Raw genomic sequence first — 17,335 nt, forward strand, 5'->3', positions numbered from 1 at the left:
TAGAATAATTTTCATTCGAATTCACTTAACTCATCCGCTATGCTTGCTGCTCTTATCGAGCAACAAGGAGATTGAAACGATGAGGCGAACCTCCCGGTTATGTGGGACATTTACGGCTTTTTTCGGAGCCCTGCTGTCTGCGGCGGCTCAGGCTGAGCCCGAGCAACTTAATGCCTGCATAGGGAATTTTAGTAAAAACTATACGCTGACCTCCCACCAGGGACCCGAATTAAAACCAACCGATGGCTATCAGCCGATGATTATTAAGCCGTTTAAAGGCCAGGGGGATGATGGATATCATGTGTTATCGGTACGCAGTAAGTATGGCGGAAACCTGGCGCATATGAACCTGGTTCCAACTCAGGCGAGTTGCAGCTCTCCCCTGGGAGTCAAGGGAGAAAGCTATAAACTCTATATTGGATCCGATGGCAAGATGCAGCGACGCCAGCTGTGCTTGTTTGATGATCTACAGGAGGGGAAAGTGAACCAGATAGAGTTTCTGGTAGAGAACAACAAGATGGAGATCCGAACCTTTCATTCCCACCGTTTGACCGGGGAGCAGGTGGTGGTTAATCGAGAGACTTTTACCCTGTAATCATGAGTTAAGCTGCTAAGCGTTTCGAAGTATCTCTCTTGGCAGGCAGAAAAAAGCACGCATCAATGCGTGCTTTTTTTGTTATATGAAGGGGCAATTTCGCTTTAATCAGGCGCTGGCTTCAGCCTGTTTTTGCTCCTGACTATTATTGATCAGACGGCGCAGCAGTGGGATCAGGATACCCAGTACAACCGCCAGGGCGACCGCGCTCCATCCCAGGTGGCCAAACACAGTGCTGTAGCCTGGGTTGGTCTCAAGGACGGTCTGACCCGCAGTGTGTTGTGGCATCAGTCCCGAGAAGTAGGAGGAGAGCACGGAGGCAACCCCTGTCACCATCATCCAGCTTCCCATCATCAAGCCCTGGTAGCGGCTTGGAGCGAGACGACCAATCATAGCGTAGCCGATGGGGGAGATCAGTAGCTCACCAAAGGACTGCAGTACATAGCTCCAGGCGATCCAGGAGAAGGCTACCATGCCGGTTGGTCCGGCCAGGGAGATCCCCATAGGCAGCAGCAGAAAGCCTGCACCGATCAGCAGCAAAGAGAGAGAGAACTGCAGCGGGATATCGATACGCCAGCCGCGCTCGCGCAGCTTGTTAAACAGAATCGTCATCAGCGGGCCACCGATGACGATCACTATGGTATTGATGTTCTGGATCCACTGAGGTGCTATGGTGATGCCCATTACGTGGCGATCAATGTTGTATTCGGCGAATAGCTCCAGTCCCATTGGCGCAAGCTGATAGAGGGACCAGAAAAGAAGCGAGCCCAGCGCCAGGATCAGGTAGGCCGCCATGCGCTTTTTCTCATCCAGAGGCTTGTGGCGCACGGTCAGGAAGATCAAAAACAGCAGTACCAGGATCCCCAGGCTAATCACAAAGGAGTTACTGAAATCTGCATGCTGGAGCAAAGAGCGGATCACCGGAACCAGCACGATCAGGATCAGGATGGCGATCCCAAAGCGGATACGGAATCCTGCCGATGATTGCTGTAGCAGGGGAGTGTCGGTATCTGCGATGACTTTCCAGCGCAGCAGAGCCAGTACTGTGGCGATCACGTTACCAATGGCCGCAAACATGAACAGGGCATGGTAGTTCTCACTAAGCTGATAGTAACCGGCCACGGCAAACCCGATAAAGAATCCGAGATTCATTCCGGCGTAGTTCCAGATGAAGGCGGTTTCCCGGCGTGGGTCTTCCGGGGTAAAGCGCTGGGTCAGCATCATATTGATGCAGGTGACGTTCAGGCCGCTACCGGTGAGAAACATCCCCAGTCCCCAGTAGAGGTTGGCCACCGTTCCGCTGGCGATCAGGGCACAACCGATCCCCTGGAGGATCATCCCAAAGATAAACAGGTTTCGGTTACTGAGAAAACGTCCGCCGAGGCAGCCTCCAAACAGATGCAGCCCGTAGTTGAAGGCGCCGAACACCCCCATGATCGCGGTGGCCTCTTTGGCGGTGAATCCGAGTTTTTTTGTGGTGTAGAGGACCAGGGTTGAATAGAGAACGGCGAACGCCAGGGTGGCAAAGATCTGAATAAAGAAAAGCGCTGCCGCGCCTTGAGGTATCCGCTCCTTAAGAGGGGGGCGGTTTGCTGTTGAAGCTAAGGACATAGAAGTACTACCTGTTTCCAGTAATCTGTCAAATGAAAAGAAAGAGTTGTTTGTTTTCTGTTGCGCTCTCGGATCAGCTTATGAATATGAATCGCAAATGCTACCTTGCTGTAAATCATCTGTATAAATTGCCTGAAGATCCGAACACAATTCGCTCACTTTGCCCTGCTGGCCAATGGCGAGCATTTATCAATAACAACTCCCTGAACTAAAATCAATATTCATTTTTTGTTTGGGACTATTCAGTTGTTGTGGTGCTGGGGAGAATATAGAAATAGAGCTGTCTTTTCGAAATTAAGCTCAAACGTAAAAGACCGGCATTAAAAGCCGGCCTTCGGAGTGATAGGTTTTATTGGTTTACTGTGGATAGAATCTCTTCTTTAATCGCGATCAGGCCGCATGGATCACCTTGTCTTTGGCCAGTGAGTCGGCTGGTTCTATCTCAACTGCATACTCTTCGAGCTTCTTGCTCAGGCGTTGATAGAACTCGCGTAGCGTCCGGTTCACCTCAAGTTGGTGCTTCTTGGGAATGGCAGCCTCTTTCCATTCACCAATTTCCGTGAGCTGGCCGAGCTTATAGTGATAGCTAAAGTGCTCCGGGGTTTGCTCCAAAATGAGCCACCATCCCCAGAATTCACGCTTATCCGGGGCTTTTTTGGCGCTTACACAGCAGGCAAGGCAATCAAAAAAGAACTTTTGTGGCTCACAATGCTCTTCCCTAAGGTAGGGCCCGAGCGCCATGAATTGACGTATCAGGCGATTATATGGCAAGTGTTCTGTCGACATCTCGACCTCCCTGTATCAGGCGCACAATAGTGCAGATGCTCCTGGATGATTGGATCATTCTTATTCGGGCATAAGATATAATTTAAGCCATTCTACGGTTTCACTCAAAGCTTTATCGTACAGATAAAACATGGGTAGCTTGTCAAAGACCAGTGCTTTCCCGCCCTGACTGGCTCTGGAGAGGCTCTGAATATCCTGCTCCGGACAGATAAAATCTTTGCGATGGCCGATGCTCAGTAGCGGAACCGTGGTCTTATTGCGTCCCATCAGGCCCTGGCGTTTCAAAGAGAAGGCGGTGCACTTGGTTTGCAGTAGGTGATGATCGGCGGCATCCTGCCCCATGCGGTTTGCAATGCTGTCCAGTAGCATCTGTGGCGCCTGCTCAAAGAGCTCAGGATGGGTGAAGAAGCTATCGATACCGCCACCAATACTCACGGCGGCTTTAAGCTTAAAGGGTTCCAGAAAAGCTAGTCTGGCGGCTACATTTCCGGCAATCCGAAAGCCAACCATGGCGATACGGCTGTCATCAACCCAGGGGACATGACGCATATGCTCCAGGGCGGCCTGATGGAGGCGGCTGGTATCCTGTACCAGCGGCCAGTTGGATGAGTAACCGATGCCCGGAATATCCAGGGTTAGCATGGCGATTTTTGCCGGTGCAAGGTAATCTTTATAAAAGCGGAAAAAATCGACCTGCAGTGACTCGATACTGCCGCTAACGATCACCAGAGGCACTATATGCTCCGTTGTCGGCAGGTGCAGATAGCCGCTGATGGTCTTTCCGCGAAACGGGATCTCTATCTCCTTGAGAGGAACCGGCAGCTGAGCCCCCAGCAGTTTGTAGTTGGTGTTAGCCAGTACCTGGGCCTGCTCCGCCAGATCATCTCGCTTGAGATGTGGGTAGCTGGCGATGGAGTAATAGCAGACGGAGCGCCACAGGGCGTCTATGCCATGCTTTTTATCTCCCTGATCCAGCATCTGCTGGCCGGCGAGGGACTCTTTGCCACCGAGTTGGCTCCATTCAAAGGTCCAGTTGCCCGGGATGAAGCCTTTGACCGTGTCCAGTAACAGTGGGTTGCTTCGCTGATGTTCGGAGGTTGCAATGCGTGCCAGTGTCTCCTCGACCACCACGGGATCCACGCCCTGCCAGGCCCACATCGGACGGCGCAGGGTCCTGTACCAGCTGGGATGGGATTGTCCATCGACCTGGAAGCACTCCGTATCACAGTGTTGCTCCAGGGGTTGTGAATTTGAGATTGTTGAGGTTTCGCGGATGCGGGCCTGGGGGATCTGGTTAAAGAGTTTCTCAGATAGATTTTCTTTGGGGATCTTTGCAGAGCTTGTCATCGTATCCTGTTACCGGTCTCATCAGCATCTATCTTTCCATTGTATGCAGCCGATAATAAAAAACCACCCGTTGTCGGGTGGTTTTTACCAGAGTTTGAGCTGTGTTCAGCTTAACTACAGGGAGTTTTCATCCATTTCACACAGAGGGGTCAGGAATTCCAGTGCCATATCCCAGGGTTGCTCGATCCAAGTGTCCTGTGGGATGGAGACTTCAAAGTCATCAACCAGGGGCTCCCCCTGAGGCTTGGCAAAGATGGTGATCATCTTAGCCTTAGGGTACATTTCACGTAGTACCTTGGCGGTTTCACCAGTGTCCACCAGATCGTCGACAATCAAATAGCCTTCGCCGTCCCCTTCGCAGCGCTTGAGAACTTTCAGGCTGGTACGATTATCATGTTCGTAGCTGGAGATACAAACCGTGTCTACGTTACGGATACCCAGCTCCCGGGCCATGATCGCAGCCGGAACCAGGCCGCCACGGCTGACGGCAATAATTCCTTTCCACTGAGATGCAGGCAGTTGGCGTGCGGCCAGGCGGCGGGCTTCTCTTTGCAGGTTATCCCAGGAAACATAGAACTTTTTCGGTGTCATGTGTAAAACCCCTATTGCGGATATGACTCATGGCCTATGACGGCAGGCGCATGGGCTTTATGTTTAATATCTGTGCTTCGGAAAATATATCGTTGACAGCGGGGTGTGGGGTATATACCATTGCAAGGTTGTCTTGGTGAAACTGTCTTGGCGGACATCTTTAGTTTCACCGATTGCATATACAACACACCATCGGGCTGCTTCTTGTCAGCTCGATGTCCACGACTATCTTCTCTTATTGAATCTCTGTTGCGCTCACGCCTTGGCGGGTTGCACTTTTGCGACGCAATTGTAGTGATTTTATCTGGGGCTGGCGAGCCTTTTCTGAGGTTTTTTATCTGGTCGGATGAGCTGGGCTGATTTCTCTGTGGCCTGAGTTGCTCGTGACGATTTTGTGGTTTTATAGGCTAATCTGTGCGAAAACATGCTTGCTTGGATCAACTATGGTGCCGAGTCAAGGAGGGGATGGCTGAGTGATTGTGGCTGGGGAGTGTCACTCTCAGTCAAAAGGGGTTTCACTCGGGTGAAACTCTTTCGACTGTGAGCTGGGATTGGCTTAGCGAGTGTAGCCAAAGAATGTTGGATAGTTAAAGCGATCTTGCTGCTTGTAGCTGTTCCAAACGATAGATGATGAACGAAACATAGGTTCCTCCAGTTCTTCTGTAGTTAAGAATTACTGCTCCCGGTTCCTTGGGGAAATCTCGATTCCTTGGAGGCTGCGACGACGAGCTTTTGCTGTCGATAGTGTGTATTTTACTCAATTTTGCCAGTGGGTCAATATTTTTGTGAGCTGCATCACATAAATTTGGGTGGGATGTCGGCCTATCAAAGCTGCATTGGCTATCAACCGGCGATCATTTGCCATCTTTTGGTAAGAGGATTTGAAAGCCGTCGCTCTTTTTTAAAGAGGCAGGTGTAACCCGGTGACAGGTTTGCTAACATCCCCGGGTCGAGGCGCCGGCAGCGCGGCGCTTCTCATCATCTCAAACATAACAATTAGGAGCTCTCACGTGACACAATTGAGCGAACTTTCCCCTAAGCTAATCTGGACCTTCTTCGACAAGATCTGTTCTCTGCCTCACCCCTCAAAGCATGAAGAGCCTCTGCGTGGCTGGATCATGGAGTGGGCCCGCGAGCAGGGGCTGGATATCAGCACTGATGGCGTGGGTAACCTTATTATTCGCAAGCCGGCGACCGCGGGTATGGAGGATCGTAAAGGGGTGATCCTGCAGGCTCATATCGATATGGTCCCTCAGGCCAATGCAGATACCCAGCATGACTTCACTAAGGACCCGATTAAGGCCTATATCGACGGTGATTGGGTGACTGCCGATGGCACCACACTGGGAGCAGATAATGGGGTTGGGATGGCAGCCTGTCTGGCGGTCCTGGCGGACAAAGAGATCAAGCATGGTCCCCTTGAGGTCCTGTTGACCATGGACGAAGAGGCTGGGATGACCGGGGCCTTTGGTCTGGAGCCCGGAGCCTTGCAGGGTGAAATTCTTCTTAATACAGACTCAGAAGAGGATGGTGAAGTCTATATGGGCTGCGCCGGAGGAATCGATGCCAATATCTATTTTGATTACAGTGCCGAGCCGACATCGGCTGGCGATAAAGCGTATCGGCTGAGCATTAAGGGCCTCAAAGGGGGACACTCGGGGGAGACGTTCACCTCGAGCTGGGTAACGCCAATAAACTGATGACTCGCCTGTTGAGCCGGGCTGCATCGGCAACGGGTCTGAGGGTTGCTGAGCTATCCGGTGGAACACTGCGTAATGCGATCCCGCGGGAAGCCGAGGCCATGGTGGTGGTGGCACAGAAGGATGTGGCCGCTCTCAATGCCACAATTGATGAGCTGGGCGCGGTTTTCCATGCGGAGCTCGGTGGCATTGAGCCCGACCTTAAGCTGCAAATCAGCGAAGAAGCACTGCCTGCCCAGGTGATGGATCTTCCGACTCAGCAAAAGCTATTGATGGCTCTGTCTGGCTGCCCGAACGGCGTGATTCGGATGAGCCGTGAGATTGAGGGTGTGGTTGAGAGCTCGACCAACCTTGGAGTGATCCGTAGCGAAAATGGTCAGGTCTATATCCAGTGCCTGATCCGCTCTCTTATCGACTCGGGTCGTGATTATGTTGAGCAGATGACCCGCAGTATCTTTGAACTTGCCGGGGCACGCTGTGAATTCACCGGAGCCTATCCTGGGTGGGCGCCGAACAATGATTCAGCAATCATGCAGACGGTGCGGGATTGTCATGAGGAGCTGTTTGGTACGCGTCCCAACATCATGGTGATCCATGCTGGTCTTGAGTGTGGTCTGTTTAAAAATGCCTATCCAAACTGGGATATGGTCTCTTTCGGACCAACGATTCGTGGGGCACACTCACCGGACGAGCGGGTACACATCGAGTCGGTTGGCCGCTTCTGGACTCTGTTACTCAAAGTCCTTGAGCAGATCCCGGTAAAATAATCATTCTTGCGGGTGAGCAATAAACCAACGGGAGCATTTGCTCCCGTTTTGTTGTCACCCCCCACCGCCTAAGGTGAGGGGGGTCAGGCTCAGCAGCCTATACCTTGAACTGGGCCATCAGTTGCTGCAGGCGATCGGCCAACTGGGTCAGTTTCTCACCTATCTCGGTGGAGCTGGCGGTTTCTCCCAGGATTGATTCGCTGATGTCACGGATGTTGGCGACATTGCGATTGACCTTATCTACCACTATGCTCTGCTCTTCAGAGGCCTTGGCTATCTGATCATTCATGTCATGGATGGTGCCAACGGCATAGATGATCTTCTCAAGGGATTTGACCGCTTCCCTGACATGCTCTGCGGTTTCGCCCACCTGATCATTACTGCGGTTGATAGCGGAAACCACCCCTGAAGTTCCGGACTGGAGCTTTTCTATCAGCTCACGGATCTGAATAATCGAATCCTGCGTCCGATGGGCCAGGTTGCGGACCTCATCGGCCACCACGGAAAATCCCCGGCCATGCTCCCCGGCCCGGGCGGCCTCGATGGAGGCGTTGAGTGCCAGCAGGTTGGTCTGTTCGGCGATTGATTGGATCACCTCAAGAATCGAGTTGATATTACCGCTATCCTCTTCGAGTCTCTGAACCACGGGAACGGCCCCGGTCAGGTGTTCAACCAGCAGGTTCATCGAAGTCTGAGAGGCTTCGGCAATCGACTTACCGCCCTGAGCGGCGAGATCGGCGCTTTCGGCGGCCTCAACGGCCCTGGCTGCGTTCTCAACGACCTCCTTGGCGGAGTAGCTCATCTCTTCTGAGGCGGTTGCGACCAGGTCAACCTCCTGAAACTGGGTATCCATTCCCTGACTGGTATTTTGGGCGATCTGCACTGCGTTATTGGCGGTCTCCCGGGTGGTATCTACTGAGTCAATCACTTCGCTAATGGTTCCCCTGAGCTTTTCGAGGAAGCTATTGAACCAGTGGGCGAGGTGCCCCACCTCATCGCGCTGCTGGATCACTATGCTCTGGGTCAGATCCCCTTCACCTTTGGCGATATCCTTGAGGCGTTCTGCGACCTGGCGGATCGGGGTGACGATACGGCGCGCGACTAAACCAATCACACTAAGACCCAGCAGGGTGACCAAGATACTGACCAGGAGCTGAGTCCACAGGTTCTGTTGCTGCTGTTTTAACATGATCTGTTCAAGTTCACTGGCAGACTTGAGGATCTGGGCTTTAGGTACCTGGAGCAGGGCACTCCAGTGAGCGGTGTTGGGCCCGAAATTGATGGGAGTGTAGACCTGCAGCATCTGCTGGTGCCACCCGGACTTTGGACTATCCTGGCTTTGCCAGCGGCTAAACTCATCCCCGAGCTCGGCGGAGAATTCACTGAAAGGTTGACCGATACGTTCACTCTGCCCATCCCAGGCTGCGACGATCCCCTTATGGCTGAACAGTATCACCTGGCCCTGTCCGGAAAAGAGTTGCTGATCGGCTTTATCGATAAATTGCTGGAGTGTCGCCAGGGCGATGTCGACTCCAAGCATGCCGATAACTTCTCCCTGTTCGATGAGGGGCAGGGTGATGGAGGTCATCAGCAGCTCCTGATCGCCCACATCATCCAGATAGGGTTCAAGAATACAGACCCCTCTTTTATCGATGGCACACTGATACCAGGCATTTGCGGGAATGCCGTTTTCATCGAGCTCGGTATCACTGAGATCTTCTTCAACCAGGACCTCTGAAACTATGCCCTCGGCGGGATCCCGTGCCCAGTAGACGGCAAAGCGTCCCTGTTCATTGGAGCCCAGCTCTTCTTTATCAACAAAGGAGTGATCATCTTTATCCAGAGCATTGGGGAGAAAGGCGACATAGATCCCAAGCAGGTTCTGGTATTGGGTTATAGACTGTTCGAGCAGTTCATTGACTGATATCCGGAGCAACTGGTTATCCAGGTAGTGCTGTTCCGCCTGAGACTTGAGAAACAACACATCCTGAGCGATGACTTCGGCCCGGTAGCGTGCCTCATCAAAATAGCGCAGCACCTGGGAGGCTTCACTTCTGGCCTGAGCCTGGATCTGCAGTGTTGCTGAGCGCTCCAGGTCCGCGACAGAGCGCTGGTAGACCAGCTTTTGCATTTTATCTGTGGTGAAAATGGAGTAGCCGACCAGAACGATGGCGGTGATGATGAGACACAGGCCTGCAAAGGTGATGATCTTCCATTGAATCGATAGTGATCGCATCTTAACCTTCCTATGGTTACCCTTGTGGATCTTGCCAGGTTCCACCTTGGCCGGATGACTTTCCAAGCTGCTGATAACTCAAAGTATAAACAGCTTTGGTAAGCTTGCACCGGCCTGTGGGAAGTGTGAGACTCAAGATGGGTCTTGCCGCTTTTTTGTTCACATCTGTGCAACTGTCAAGTCATCATTCGAGCGATACACAACAGAGATCACAATCTCTACAATAGACGCAGTTTTAAAAGAGGTCGGTTATAACCCCGATATTTATTCCGGTTTATTCTCAGCGCTTTATTTCGTGATTTTAATGTCACCTGCGGCTAACTGTTAAATCGCTACTTCTCTTTTTATATTGCTAGTTTGTATTTCTTCAGACCGACTTACTATTGTTCGCTGAAGATCTATATAGGTGTGTTGTTATTTCGATGAAATACTTGAGACATGCTTCTATTGTTTCCAAAATGGAAAAATAGAAATTCCATTTCTCTCATTTATCATTTGTTGCCTCAAGGTTTAAGATAGCATCAGCCCTTTGAAACGCTTTTTATTTTTAATTTTCTCTTTATTACAGGAGGGTTTATGTCAGTTCTCGAATCCGAATATCAGTCAGCCTTAGATTCATCGGTATCTCTGACGTCTCCACAAGCTTCAAATGTTGTTACCTCGGGCATGGTTCAGCCGGTACAGGATAACTGGACCAGAATGGCAACTGAGCTCCTGGCTAAGGCCGATATTCAGATCAATGGTACTCGCCCATGGGATATCATTGTTAAAGATCAACGCTTAATGAAGCGTGTATTTCAGGAAGGCTCTCTGGGATTGGGTGAGAGTTATATGGATGGCTGGTGGGATTGCCGGGATCTTTCACAATTCTTTACCCGTGTATTAACTCATGACTTAGATAATCAATTGCCAAATCACTTTAGGGATATAATGCGTGTTGCCGCGGCTCGCTGTTTTAATATGCAAACTAAAAAGCGAGCCTGGATTGTTGGTGAAGAGCATTATGATATCGGAAACGATCTATTTGAAATGATGCTTGATCCTTATATGCAATATTCCTGTGGGTATTGGAAAACAGCTGAAGATCTTCAGCAGGCTCAACAAAATAAATTGCGTCTTATCTGTGAAAAGCTTCAGCTTAAGCCGGGAATGCGTCTTTTGGATATCGGCTGTGGTTGGGGTGGGTTGTCTGAGTTTGCCGCACGTCATTATGGTGCCTCTGTGGTTGGGGTTACCATCTCTAAAGAGCAGCAAAAACTGGCACAACAGCGTTGTGAGGGGCTGGATGTTGAGATCCGCCTGTGTGATTACCGTGATTTGAACGAGACCTTTGATCGGATCGCATCGGTCGGCATGTTTGAGCATGTGGGCCCTAAGAACTATGCGACCTATTTTGAGGTGGCTTCGCGTAATCTGCGTCCGGATGGATTGTTCCTGCTGCATACCATAGGTTCAAATCGGACCGGAATGAACTGTGATGCCTGGATTGATAAATATATCTTCCCCAATGGTGTGTTGCCTTCGGTGAAGCAGATAGCTCAGGCTTCAGAGGAACACTTTGTGATGGAGGACTGGCATAACTTCGGCCCTGACTATGATCGTACCCTGATGGCCTGGGGTAAGCGCTTTGAAGCGGCCTGGCCATCACTGCCATCTCACTATACCGAACGTTTTTACCGGATGTTCCGTTACTACCTGTATGCCTGTGCCGGAGCTTTTCGCTCGCGCAATATCCAGCTGTGGCAGGTCCTGCTGAGCCCGAAAGGGGTTGTGGGTGGAATTCGCGTTCCCCGCTAATATGGTGTCACTAAGCCGACCCACAAAAAAAGCTGCATTATGCAGCTTTTTTTTGTGGGTCTAACGGATAACCATGGGATTCAATAGTTGATTTTATATTGCTACAGCTGCCGGGCTGCTCCCGCAGACACGCGATAAATCCCTCCATGGAGGCTCCGCTGCGTCGTCCCTGACGCAGAGGGTCTGCTTGAGTACAGCCTGACAGCTGTTATATGAGCTCCACTTATTAGCTCTTTTTGTAAGCATTAAGTTGGTAGCCATGACTTTACATCTTATTAGGCCTGGCTGGAAAAACGCTTTAGCGGTATAGCTCACCCATCATCTGTTGGTACTGCTCAAAGTTAAGCTGCTGCTCGGCATCTGAGAGTGCTTTATCCGGATCAGGATGTACCTCGACTATGATGCCGTGAGCGCCGACCGCCTTGGCGGCCTTGGCCATTGGCAATACCAGATCGCGTTTACCGACGGCATGACTGGGATCTATGATGATCGGCAGGTGGGTCATCTGCTTGAGCAGGGGCACGGCACTGAGATCCAGGGTGTTGCGCGTTGCGGTCTCAAAGGTGCGGATCCCCCGCTCACACAGCATCACCTGTTGATTTCCATGGGCCAGGATATACTCGGCTGCTCCCAGCAGCTCATCCAGGGATGACATCAGGCCGCGCTTGAGCAGAATCGGGCGGGTAGTTTTCCCCACCTCCTTGAGCAGGGCGAAATTCTGCATATTGCGGGCTCCGATCTGCAGAACATCCGCCTGCAGGGCCACCTTGTGAACATCCTCGCGGTCCATCACCTCAGTGATAATAGGGAGCCGGGCACTTTGGCCGGCTTGCTGCATATAATCCAGTCCCTGGTAGCCGAGTCCCTGGAAGCTGTAGGGGTTGGTGCGGGGCTTGAAGCAACCGCCACGCAGCATATGCCCTCCGAACTCCTTGACGATAAGTGCTGTCTCATGGATCTGCTCGCAGGACTCCACGGAGCAGGGGCCGGCCATGGTGATGAACTGATCGCCTCCGATCTCAAGTTGGCCGATCTGGATCCGGGTATCCTGCGCCTTATGTTCCCGACTGACCAGAGGTGGCTTTTTGGTACTCTTGTTCGCCGAAGTTTTGGCCGGTGCCTGTGCCGGTTTACTCTCCGCTGCCGGCTGGGCCGCGATCTTTGGCTCAGCCTGGGGCTGTAGTGCTTCAGTGGGGAGCTCAGTAGGCTGGATCGTCTCACTTGGGTAGCAGCCTAACACCTTGATGTGTCGGGTGACCCGGGTCAGCTCATTGAGGGCTTGCTGCATTGGCTCACTCTGCAGATGAGACTCAACATCGATGTAGAATAGCTCCTCCCAGGGACTGGTCGGAACGGGGCGAGACTCCAGCTTACTCATGTTGATGTTGTGCTCTCTTAAGATCAGCAGAACTTCAGCCAGGGATCCTGCTTTTTGCCCGGTCGAGAGCACCAGGGTGCATTTGGCCGGGATCTGGGAGGAAACCTCAACAGGCTTGCGTGAGGTGATGATGAAGCGGGTATAGTTTTCACTGTGATTGGCAATCTGCTGATGGAGATTTTTCAGCTGATAGATATCTGCCCCATCGGCGTTACCGATAGCTGCGACGTCAGGGCGGTTCATCTCTTGCACCTTTTGCATCGCCGCAGAGGTACTGTCACAGTACTCAAGTCGGATCTGTGGATAGTTAGCGAAGAAATCTGAGCACTGTTGAATCGCCTGGGGATGACTATAGACAGTGGTCAATTTGTTGAGCTCGGCGCCTTCAGGGGCCAGCAGGCAGTGCTCAATCGGCAGGCTTAGCTCTCCAATGATCGAGAGCTGTGTATGCTGCATCAGATCATAGACTTCATTGATTGATCCCGAGCAGGTATTTTCGATGGGGAGGATCCCATATTCGGCCTGGCCGTTTTCGACGGCACGGATCACATCGGCAAAGGTACGACAGCAGCACTCGACCAGTTGTTGTTCATTTCGAGCCAGGTGACGGCGGGCGGCAAGATGCGAGTAAGAGCCTTTGTCCCCGAGGAATGCGATGGTGGCACTTGGAAGCTTGAGCTCGGGGTTTTGAATGTTCTGGATATAGGCATGCTGGGCCAGAACCGAGTTTTCCATGATGAGCTGGTAGAGGCGGCTGATATAGTGAGCTTCCAGTCCCTGCTCCCTGGCCTGGTGTACCAGTGAGGTGAGTATCGAACGCTCACGCTCGCTATCACGAACCGGTTTGGGTACTTTGAGCTTATTCTTAGCAACGTCCAGACTAAGCTGTTTGCGCTTAGAGAGGATTGAGAGTAGCTCGTGATCCAGTTGGTTTATCTCTTGTCGTATTGTGTCTAATTCACTCATATTGCCGCCTGTTCGCTGATTTTTTGCTAAAAAAAAGGCCTCCCGTTTGGGAGGCCTGTCAGTTCGTCTTTAGTTTCTCTTTACACGACGATTCCGCCTCCCGACTCTGGGGTGGTAAAAAAGAAGCTAAAGAAGAACTGTTGCTGTTGCATCACTTGAAATCTTATACCTAGTTTGGAACTGCTTTTTATCTTTGCCTGAATTGAGCGGCTGTGGCAAGCAATTAATTTAAAAAATTTTTCTGATCAGAGTAAAGACGAATCGAGTAGGGGGTGGTTGTTTTTTATTAGGGATGGCGGATAAAAATCGGAACAAAAAATGTGCCCCCTTGGGGGCACAGGATGAGGTTACTCCATGATAGCTTCTTTTTGCTCCCGGACCTCTCGGGCCTGATAGTGCTGCGCTCCGGGCTTGTTATTGTGGCGCTTGATCTGACGTGCCAGCTTTTGGCCGAGAGCTCCGATGGCACCGTAGAGATCCTGTGATGTGGCCTGAGCGAACAGCTTGTTATTTGGCAGCAGCGCCGTGGCCTCAATCGTATAGAGTTGCCGCTCCTTGCTGATGATGACATGTGGTTTTAGCAAGGCCAGTTGATAGCGACGCAGTTTTTCAAATTGGGCTTCGATCTGTTCACGGATGGCTGGGGTGACCTCCATCTGCTTGCTGGTGATATCGATTTGCATAACCCCCTCCTAATGATGATTCTGTTTTTTGGAACGCCTTCAGATTACCTGTCTGAGGCAAAAAAAGCGTGATGGAGATCACCTTTAGCTGAGCTCAAAACACGGGGCTTTATTTTTTGTGAGCCACCGATAAATCCTACTTTTTTTTCGTAAAAATTGGTTGTGCTTGGCTGCTGTTCAAGGCATTGTTTAAGAGGGCTGAGCGGATGTGTAGGGCATTGGTAAAGGCCTGATTTTAACCATTAGTTAGTTAATTCTCATTTTTCCTTTTAAAATCATAGATTTTCCAATCTTTACTCTTCGATGACCGGCTTCGATACACCCGGTTTTATGGTGCAGTTTCAGGGGCTGGGAGACTTATCGAGCCGCCGAATCTACGAGGTCTTCAGATCGGGCAGGGAGTTCGCCTGGTTTATGCCCGATGGTTATAAATCTCAAATCCAATTTAGTTTCTTTATTGGGCCTCACTCAGCTCTATCGATGAGGGAAGGGGAGTGGCCTCGAGCTGGCGATGAGCAAAGCGGCCCCAAGCGTTATTTCCGAAAATCCATCAGCAATCAATTTTCCTGCCGATAAAAGGGGTGAGAGCCAGGTGCGACAACTGCTGACAAGGCATGGTTCCTGCTTTACTAAAACCTCGGAGTCAGGGCGTCAATTTCACAGCTTTTTATGAAATATTTTGGCAGAAAAACTGTTCTTTCTTCATAGGTAAGTTCAGAGAAAACAACCAGATAGAAGTTGTTATCGGGTAAGCTAGTATTTTTAGCGGTTTTGCTGTCAAAAAAATTGGATCATTAGGCCTGTATAAAAGACTAAACCTAAAGGGAAGAGGTGGAGGAACGGGTATGCTGCAGATTCGATGGATGATGGTGATCATCCCCCTTTGGGTGGGAACGGCTTTTGGGGGTGAAAATCTTCAGCATCAGCGTCAAATCTACAAACAGGCCCTGTCTGCGGTCGGCCAGGGAGAGTCTCAGAAGTTTCAGCAGCTCAGGCTGATTCTGGAGGACTACCCGCTGGCTCCCTATCTGGATTATTACTGGATGCGCCGCAACCCGGCTAAGCTGAGCGTAGCCAGCGTCAGACAGTTCATGCTGCAAAATAATGAATTGCCTCTGGCTCTTTGGATGGAGCGCTTTTATCTCAACTACCTGGCGAGCCAACGTCGTTGGGCTGACTTTCTGGAATTTTATCCCAAGGAGCCGTTCTCGACCTCCCTGCGCTGTTATTACTTCAGGGCCCAATGGCAGCGAGGAGACAGGGGGCTGGCGATGCGAGGTGCCAAAAAGCTTTGGCTGTCCGGCCGCTCTCAGCCTAAGGCCTGTGATCCCCTGTTTACACAGCTTGAGCAATCAGGTGGAATCACTCAGTCTCTGATCTGGCAACGGATGCAGCTTGCCTATGAGGCGCGACAATGGTCGCTGGTGCGTTACCTGGCCTCCCGTCAGCAAGGCCCCTGGAAGCAAGCAGGTCAGATCCTTCTGCAGGGGATCAGCCACACCGAAAAAGCGATCGCCCGGGCCACTGCCTATTGGGGCGTTGTCCCTTCTCAGCAGTTGCTCAAAAGTTTGCTGATCAAGCATCAGAGAAAAGATCCCACGGAGGCCCTGATCTTGTGGCTGTCTCTTGGGATGGAGTTCACCTTCAGCTCAGCGGATAAACGCAAGATTGAACGGGCCATCGTTTACCGGATGCTGATCAGGAATGTGACCAGTCAAAGGTTGTGGATGGATCAGGCTCTGCTGGAGCTTGGGGATGAGTCTCTCTATGAATTAAGGATTCGCATGGCCCTTTCTGAGCAGAGGTGGTTGGATGTGCTGCGCTGGATCGCCATGTTACCCGAGGATGAGCAGCAGATCAGCCGTTGGCGCTACTGGCGAGCCAGGGCGCTGGACAATCTTGATGAGCCTGAGCAGGCCCGCCAGCTTTGGCTGCAGCTCGCTCAGCTGCGTAATTTTTATGGTTTCCTGGCTGCTGAGTGGACCGGCAGTCAGTATCCCCTGCAGCAGCAAGATAACCCTCACTCCACCAGTTGGGAGTCAGCCCGCTCTCGCTGGCAGGCTTTGGCGCGAATTGATGAATTAACCAAGCTGGGTCGCAGCGATCTGGTTCGCTCAGAGTGGAATGGGCTACTGAGCCGGCAAAATCACAGCAACAAATTGCTGCTCGCCTCGATAGCCCTCGATCGACAATGGCAGCACCTGGCGGTTCAGGCAACCATTAAGGCTCATGCCTGGGATCTCCTGGAGTTTCGTTTTCCTAAGCCGATGCCGGGCATGTTTTCCCGATTTGCCAAGATGCGCGATCTCGATGTGACTCTGCTCTATGCGATGGCGCGTCAGGAGAGTGCTCTATACCAAAGAGCCCGCTCTCATGCCGGGGCTCGGGGACTGATGCAACTCATGCCCGCAACTGCGAAGCAGGTTGCCAGAAAAATCGGCTTCCCCTATCGCGGGGTTTCGCAGCTGTACCACCCCGAAGCGAATGTTCGCCTGGGAAGTGCTTACCTCAAAGAGTTGCTCAATACCTTTGGCGGTAATCGGATCTTTGCTGCGGCGGCCTATAATGCTGGTCCGCACCGGGTGAAGAAGTGGTTGCACCGTTATTCAGATATGCCTCTGGATCTGTGGGTTGAATCGATCCCGTTTCGTGAGACTCGGCACTATGTGCAGAATGTCCTCTCATATAACCTTATCTATCAGCACCTGATGGATCGTCCATTGCAATTTTTTAACCCGGGTGAACGAAAGCTGTTCTTTAAGGCGGAGTCAGCTGTAGCCCTTTGAAACATCAGGCTGTTTTCTCGAAAGGGGAGTCGCTATTTGTTAGCCTGTCCTGGGGCAAGCTGTGTTACAATGACCGGGTTTGGGATAAGGCT

General features: G+C 51.5%; 10 protein-coding genes, 2 pseudogenes and 1 other annotated feature. Of the genes and pseudogenes, 4 read left to right on the forward strand and 8 right to left on the reverse strand.

Translation table 11 applies throughout. The features are described from left to right. Positions 1 to 79 precede the first annotated feature (79 nt). Positions 80 to 595 carry a hypothetical protein gene (locus tag DB847_RS06350; RefSeq protein ID WP_108649930.1) on the forward strand — a complete coding sequence of 172 codons (516 nt, stop codon included), beginning with the start codon at positions 80 to 82 and terminating at the stop codon, positions 593 to 595. 108 nt (positions 596 to 703) lie between these two features. Here the strand turns inward: DB847_RS06350 and DB847_RS06355 are convergent, their stop codons facing one another. The 4 genes from DB847_RS06355 to gpt all read right to left on the reverse strand — a co-directional run bounded on the left by DB847_RS06355 (position 704) and on the right by gpt (position 4,930). Continuing rightward, entirely contained in the window at positions 704 to 2,206 is a 1,503-nt protein-coding gene (locus tag DB847_RS06355) for a peptide MFS transporter (RefSeq protein ID WP_108649931.1), read from the reverse strand. A 390-nt stretch (positions 2,207 to 2,596) separates the two neighbouring features. Then, positions 2,597 to 2,992: a sigma factor-binding protein Crl gene (gene crl / locus DB847_RS06360; protein WP_108649932.1), complete on the reverse strand. Its 396-nt coding sequence runs from the start codon at positions 2,990 to 2,992 to the stop codon at positions 2,597 to 2,599. Positions 2,993 to 3,052: 60 nt separating this feature from the next. Beyond that, on the reverse strand, positions 3,053 to 4,339 hold the full coding sequence (gene frsA / locus DB847_RS06365; RefSeq protein WP_108649933.1) for an esterase FrsA: 1,287 nt from the start codon (positions 4,337 to 4,339) through the stop codon (positions 3,053 to 3,055). Between the two features lie 114 nt (positions 4,340 to 4,453). Beyond that, positions 4,454 to 4,930, reverse strand: coding sequence for a xanthine phosphoribosyltransferase (gene gpt / locus DB847_RS06370; RefSeq protein ID WP_108649934.1), 477 nt, complete (start codon positions 4,928 to 4,930; stop codon positions 4,454 to 4,456). A gap of 1,010 nt (positions 4,931 to 5,940) precedes the next feature. Here gpt and DB847_RS06375 point away from each other — a divergent pair. Then, positions 5,941 to 7,397: pseudogene (locus DB847_RS06375) on the forward strand (aminoacyl-histidine dipeptidase). A gap of 97 nt (positions 7,398 to 7,494) precedes the next feature. Here the strand turns inward: DB847_RS06375 and DB847_RS06380 are convergent. Beyond that, positions 7,495 to 9,633: a methyl-accepting chemotaxis protein gene (locus tag DB847_RS06380; protein ID WP_108649935.1), complete on the reverse strand. Its 2,139-nt coding sequence runs from the start codon at positions 9,631 to 9,633 to the stop codon at positions 7,495 to 7,497. A gap of 576 nt (positions 9,634 to 10,209) precedes the next feature. Between DB847_RS06380 and cfa the strand changes: the two genes are divergently transcribed. Continuing rightward, on the forward strand, positions 10,210 to 11,430 hold the full coding sequence (cfa, locus tag DB847_RS06385; protein ID WP_199911755.1) for a cyclopropane fatty acyl phospholipid synthase: 1,221 nt from the start codon (positions 10,210 to 10,212) through the stop codon (positions 11,428 to 11,430). Positions 11,431 to 11,728: 298 nt separating this feature from the next. Here cfa and aroF read toward each other — a convergent pair whose 3' ends face one another. The 3 genes and pseudogenes from aroF to hpf form a co-directional block, all read right to left on the reverse strand. Then, on the reverse strand, positions 11,729 to 12,643 hold the full coding sequence (aroF, locus tag DB847_RS25435; protein WP_234418597.1) for a 3-deoxy-7-phosphoheptulonate synthase: 915 nt from the start codon (positions 12,641 to 12,643) through the stop codon (positions 11,729 to 11,731). After that, positions 12,623 to 13,774: pseudogene (gene pheA / locus DB847_RS25440) on the reverse strand (prephenate dehydratase); the annotation flags it as partial. The gene aroF and the pseudogene pheA, both read right to left, overlap by 21 nt. A 28-nt stretch (positions 13,775 to 13,802) precedes the next feature. Beyond that, positions 13,803 to 13,927, reverse strand: a sequence feature (Phe leader region). 194 nt (positions 13,928 to 14,121) lie between these two features. Then, a complete protein-coding gene (gene hpf, locus DB847_RS06395) occupies positions 14,122 to 14,457 on the reverse strand; it encodes a ribosome hibernation-promoting factor, HPF/YfiA family (RefSeq protein WP_108649937.1) in 336 nt (111 codons plus the stop codon). Between the two features lie 845 nt (positions 14,458 to 15,302). Here hpf and DB847_RS06405 point away from each other — a divergent pair. Then, the gene (locus tag DB847_RS06405; RefSeq protein WP_108649939.1) at positions 15,303 to 17,243 is read left to right on the forward strand and encodes a transglycosylase SLT domain-containing protein; all 1,941 of its coding nucleotides are present in this window, start codon (positions 15,303 to 15,305) and stop codon (positions 17,241 to 17,243) included. Positions 17,244 to 17,335: the final 92 nt, after the last annotated feature.

This window comes from Dongshaea marina, from assembly GCF_003072645.1.
GTDB lineage: Bacteria > Pseudomonadota > Gammaproteobacteria > Enterobacterales > Aeromonadaceae > Dongshaea > Dongshaea marina.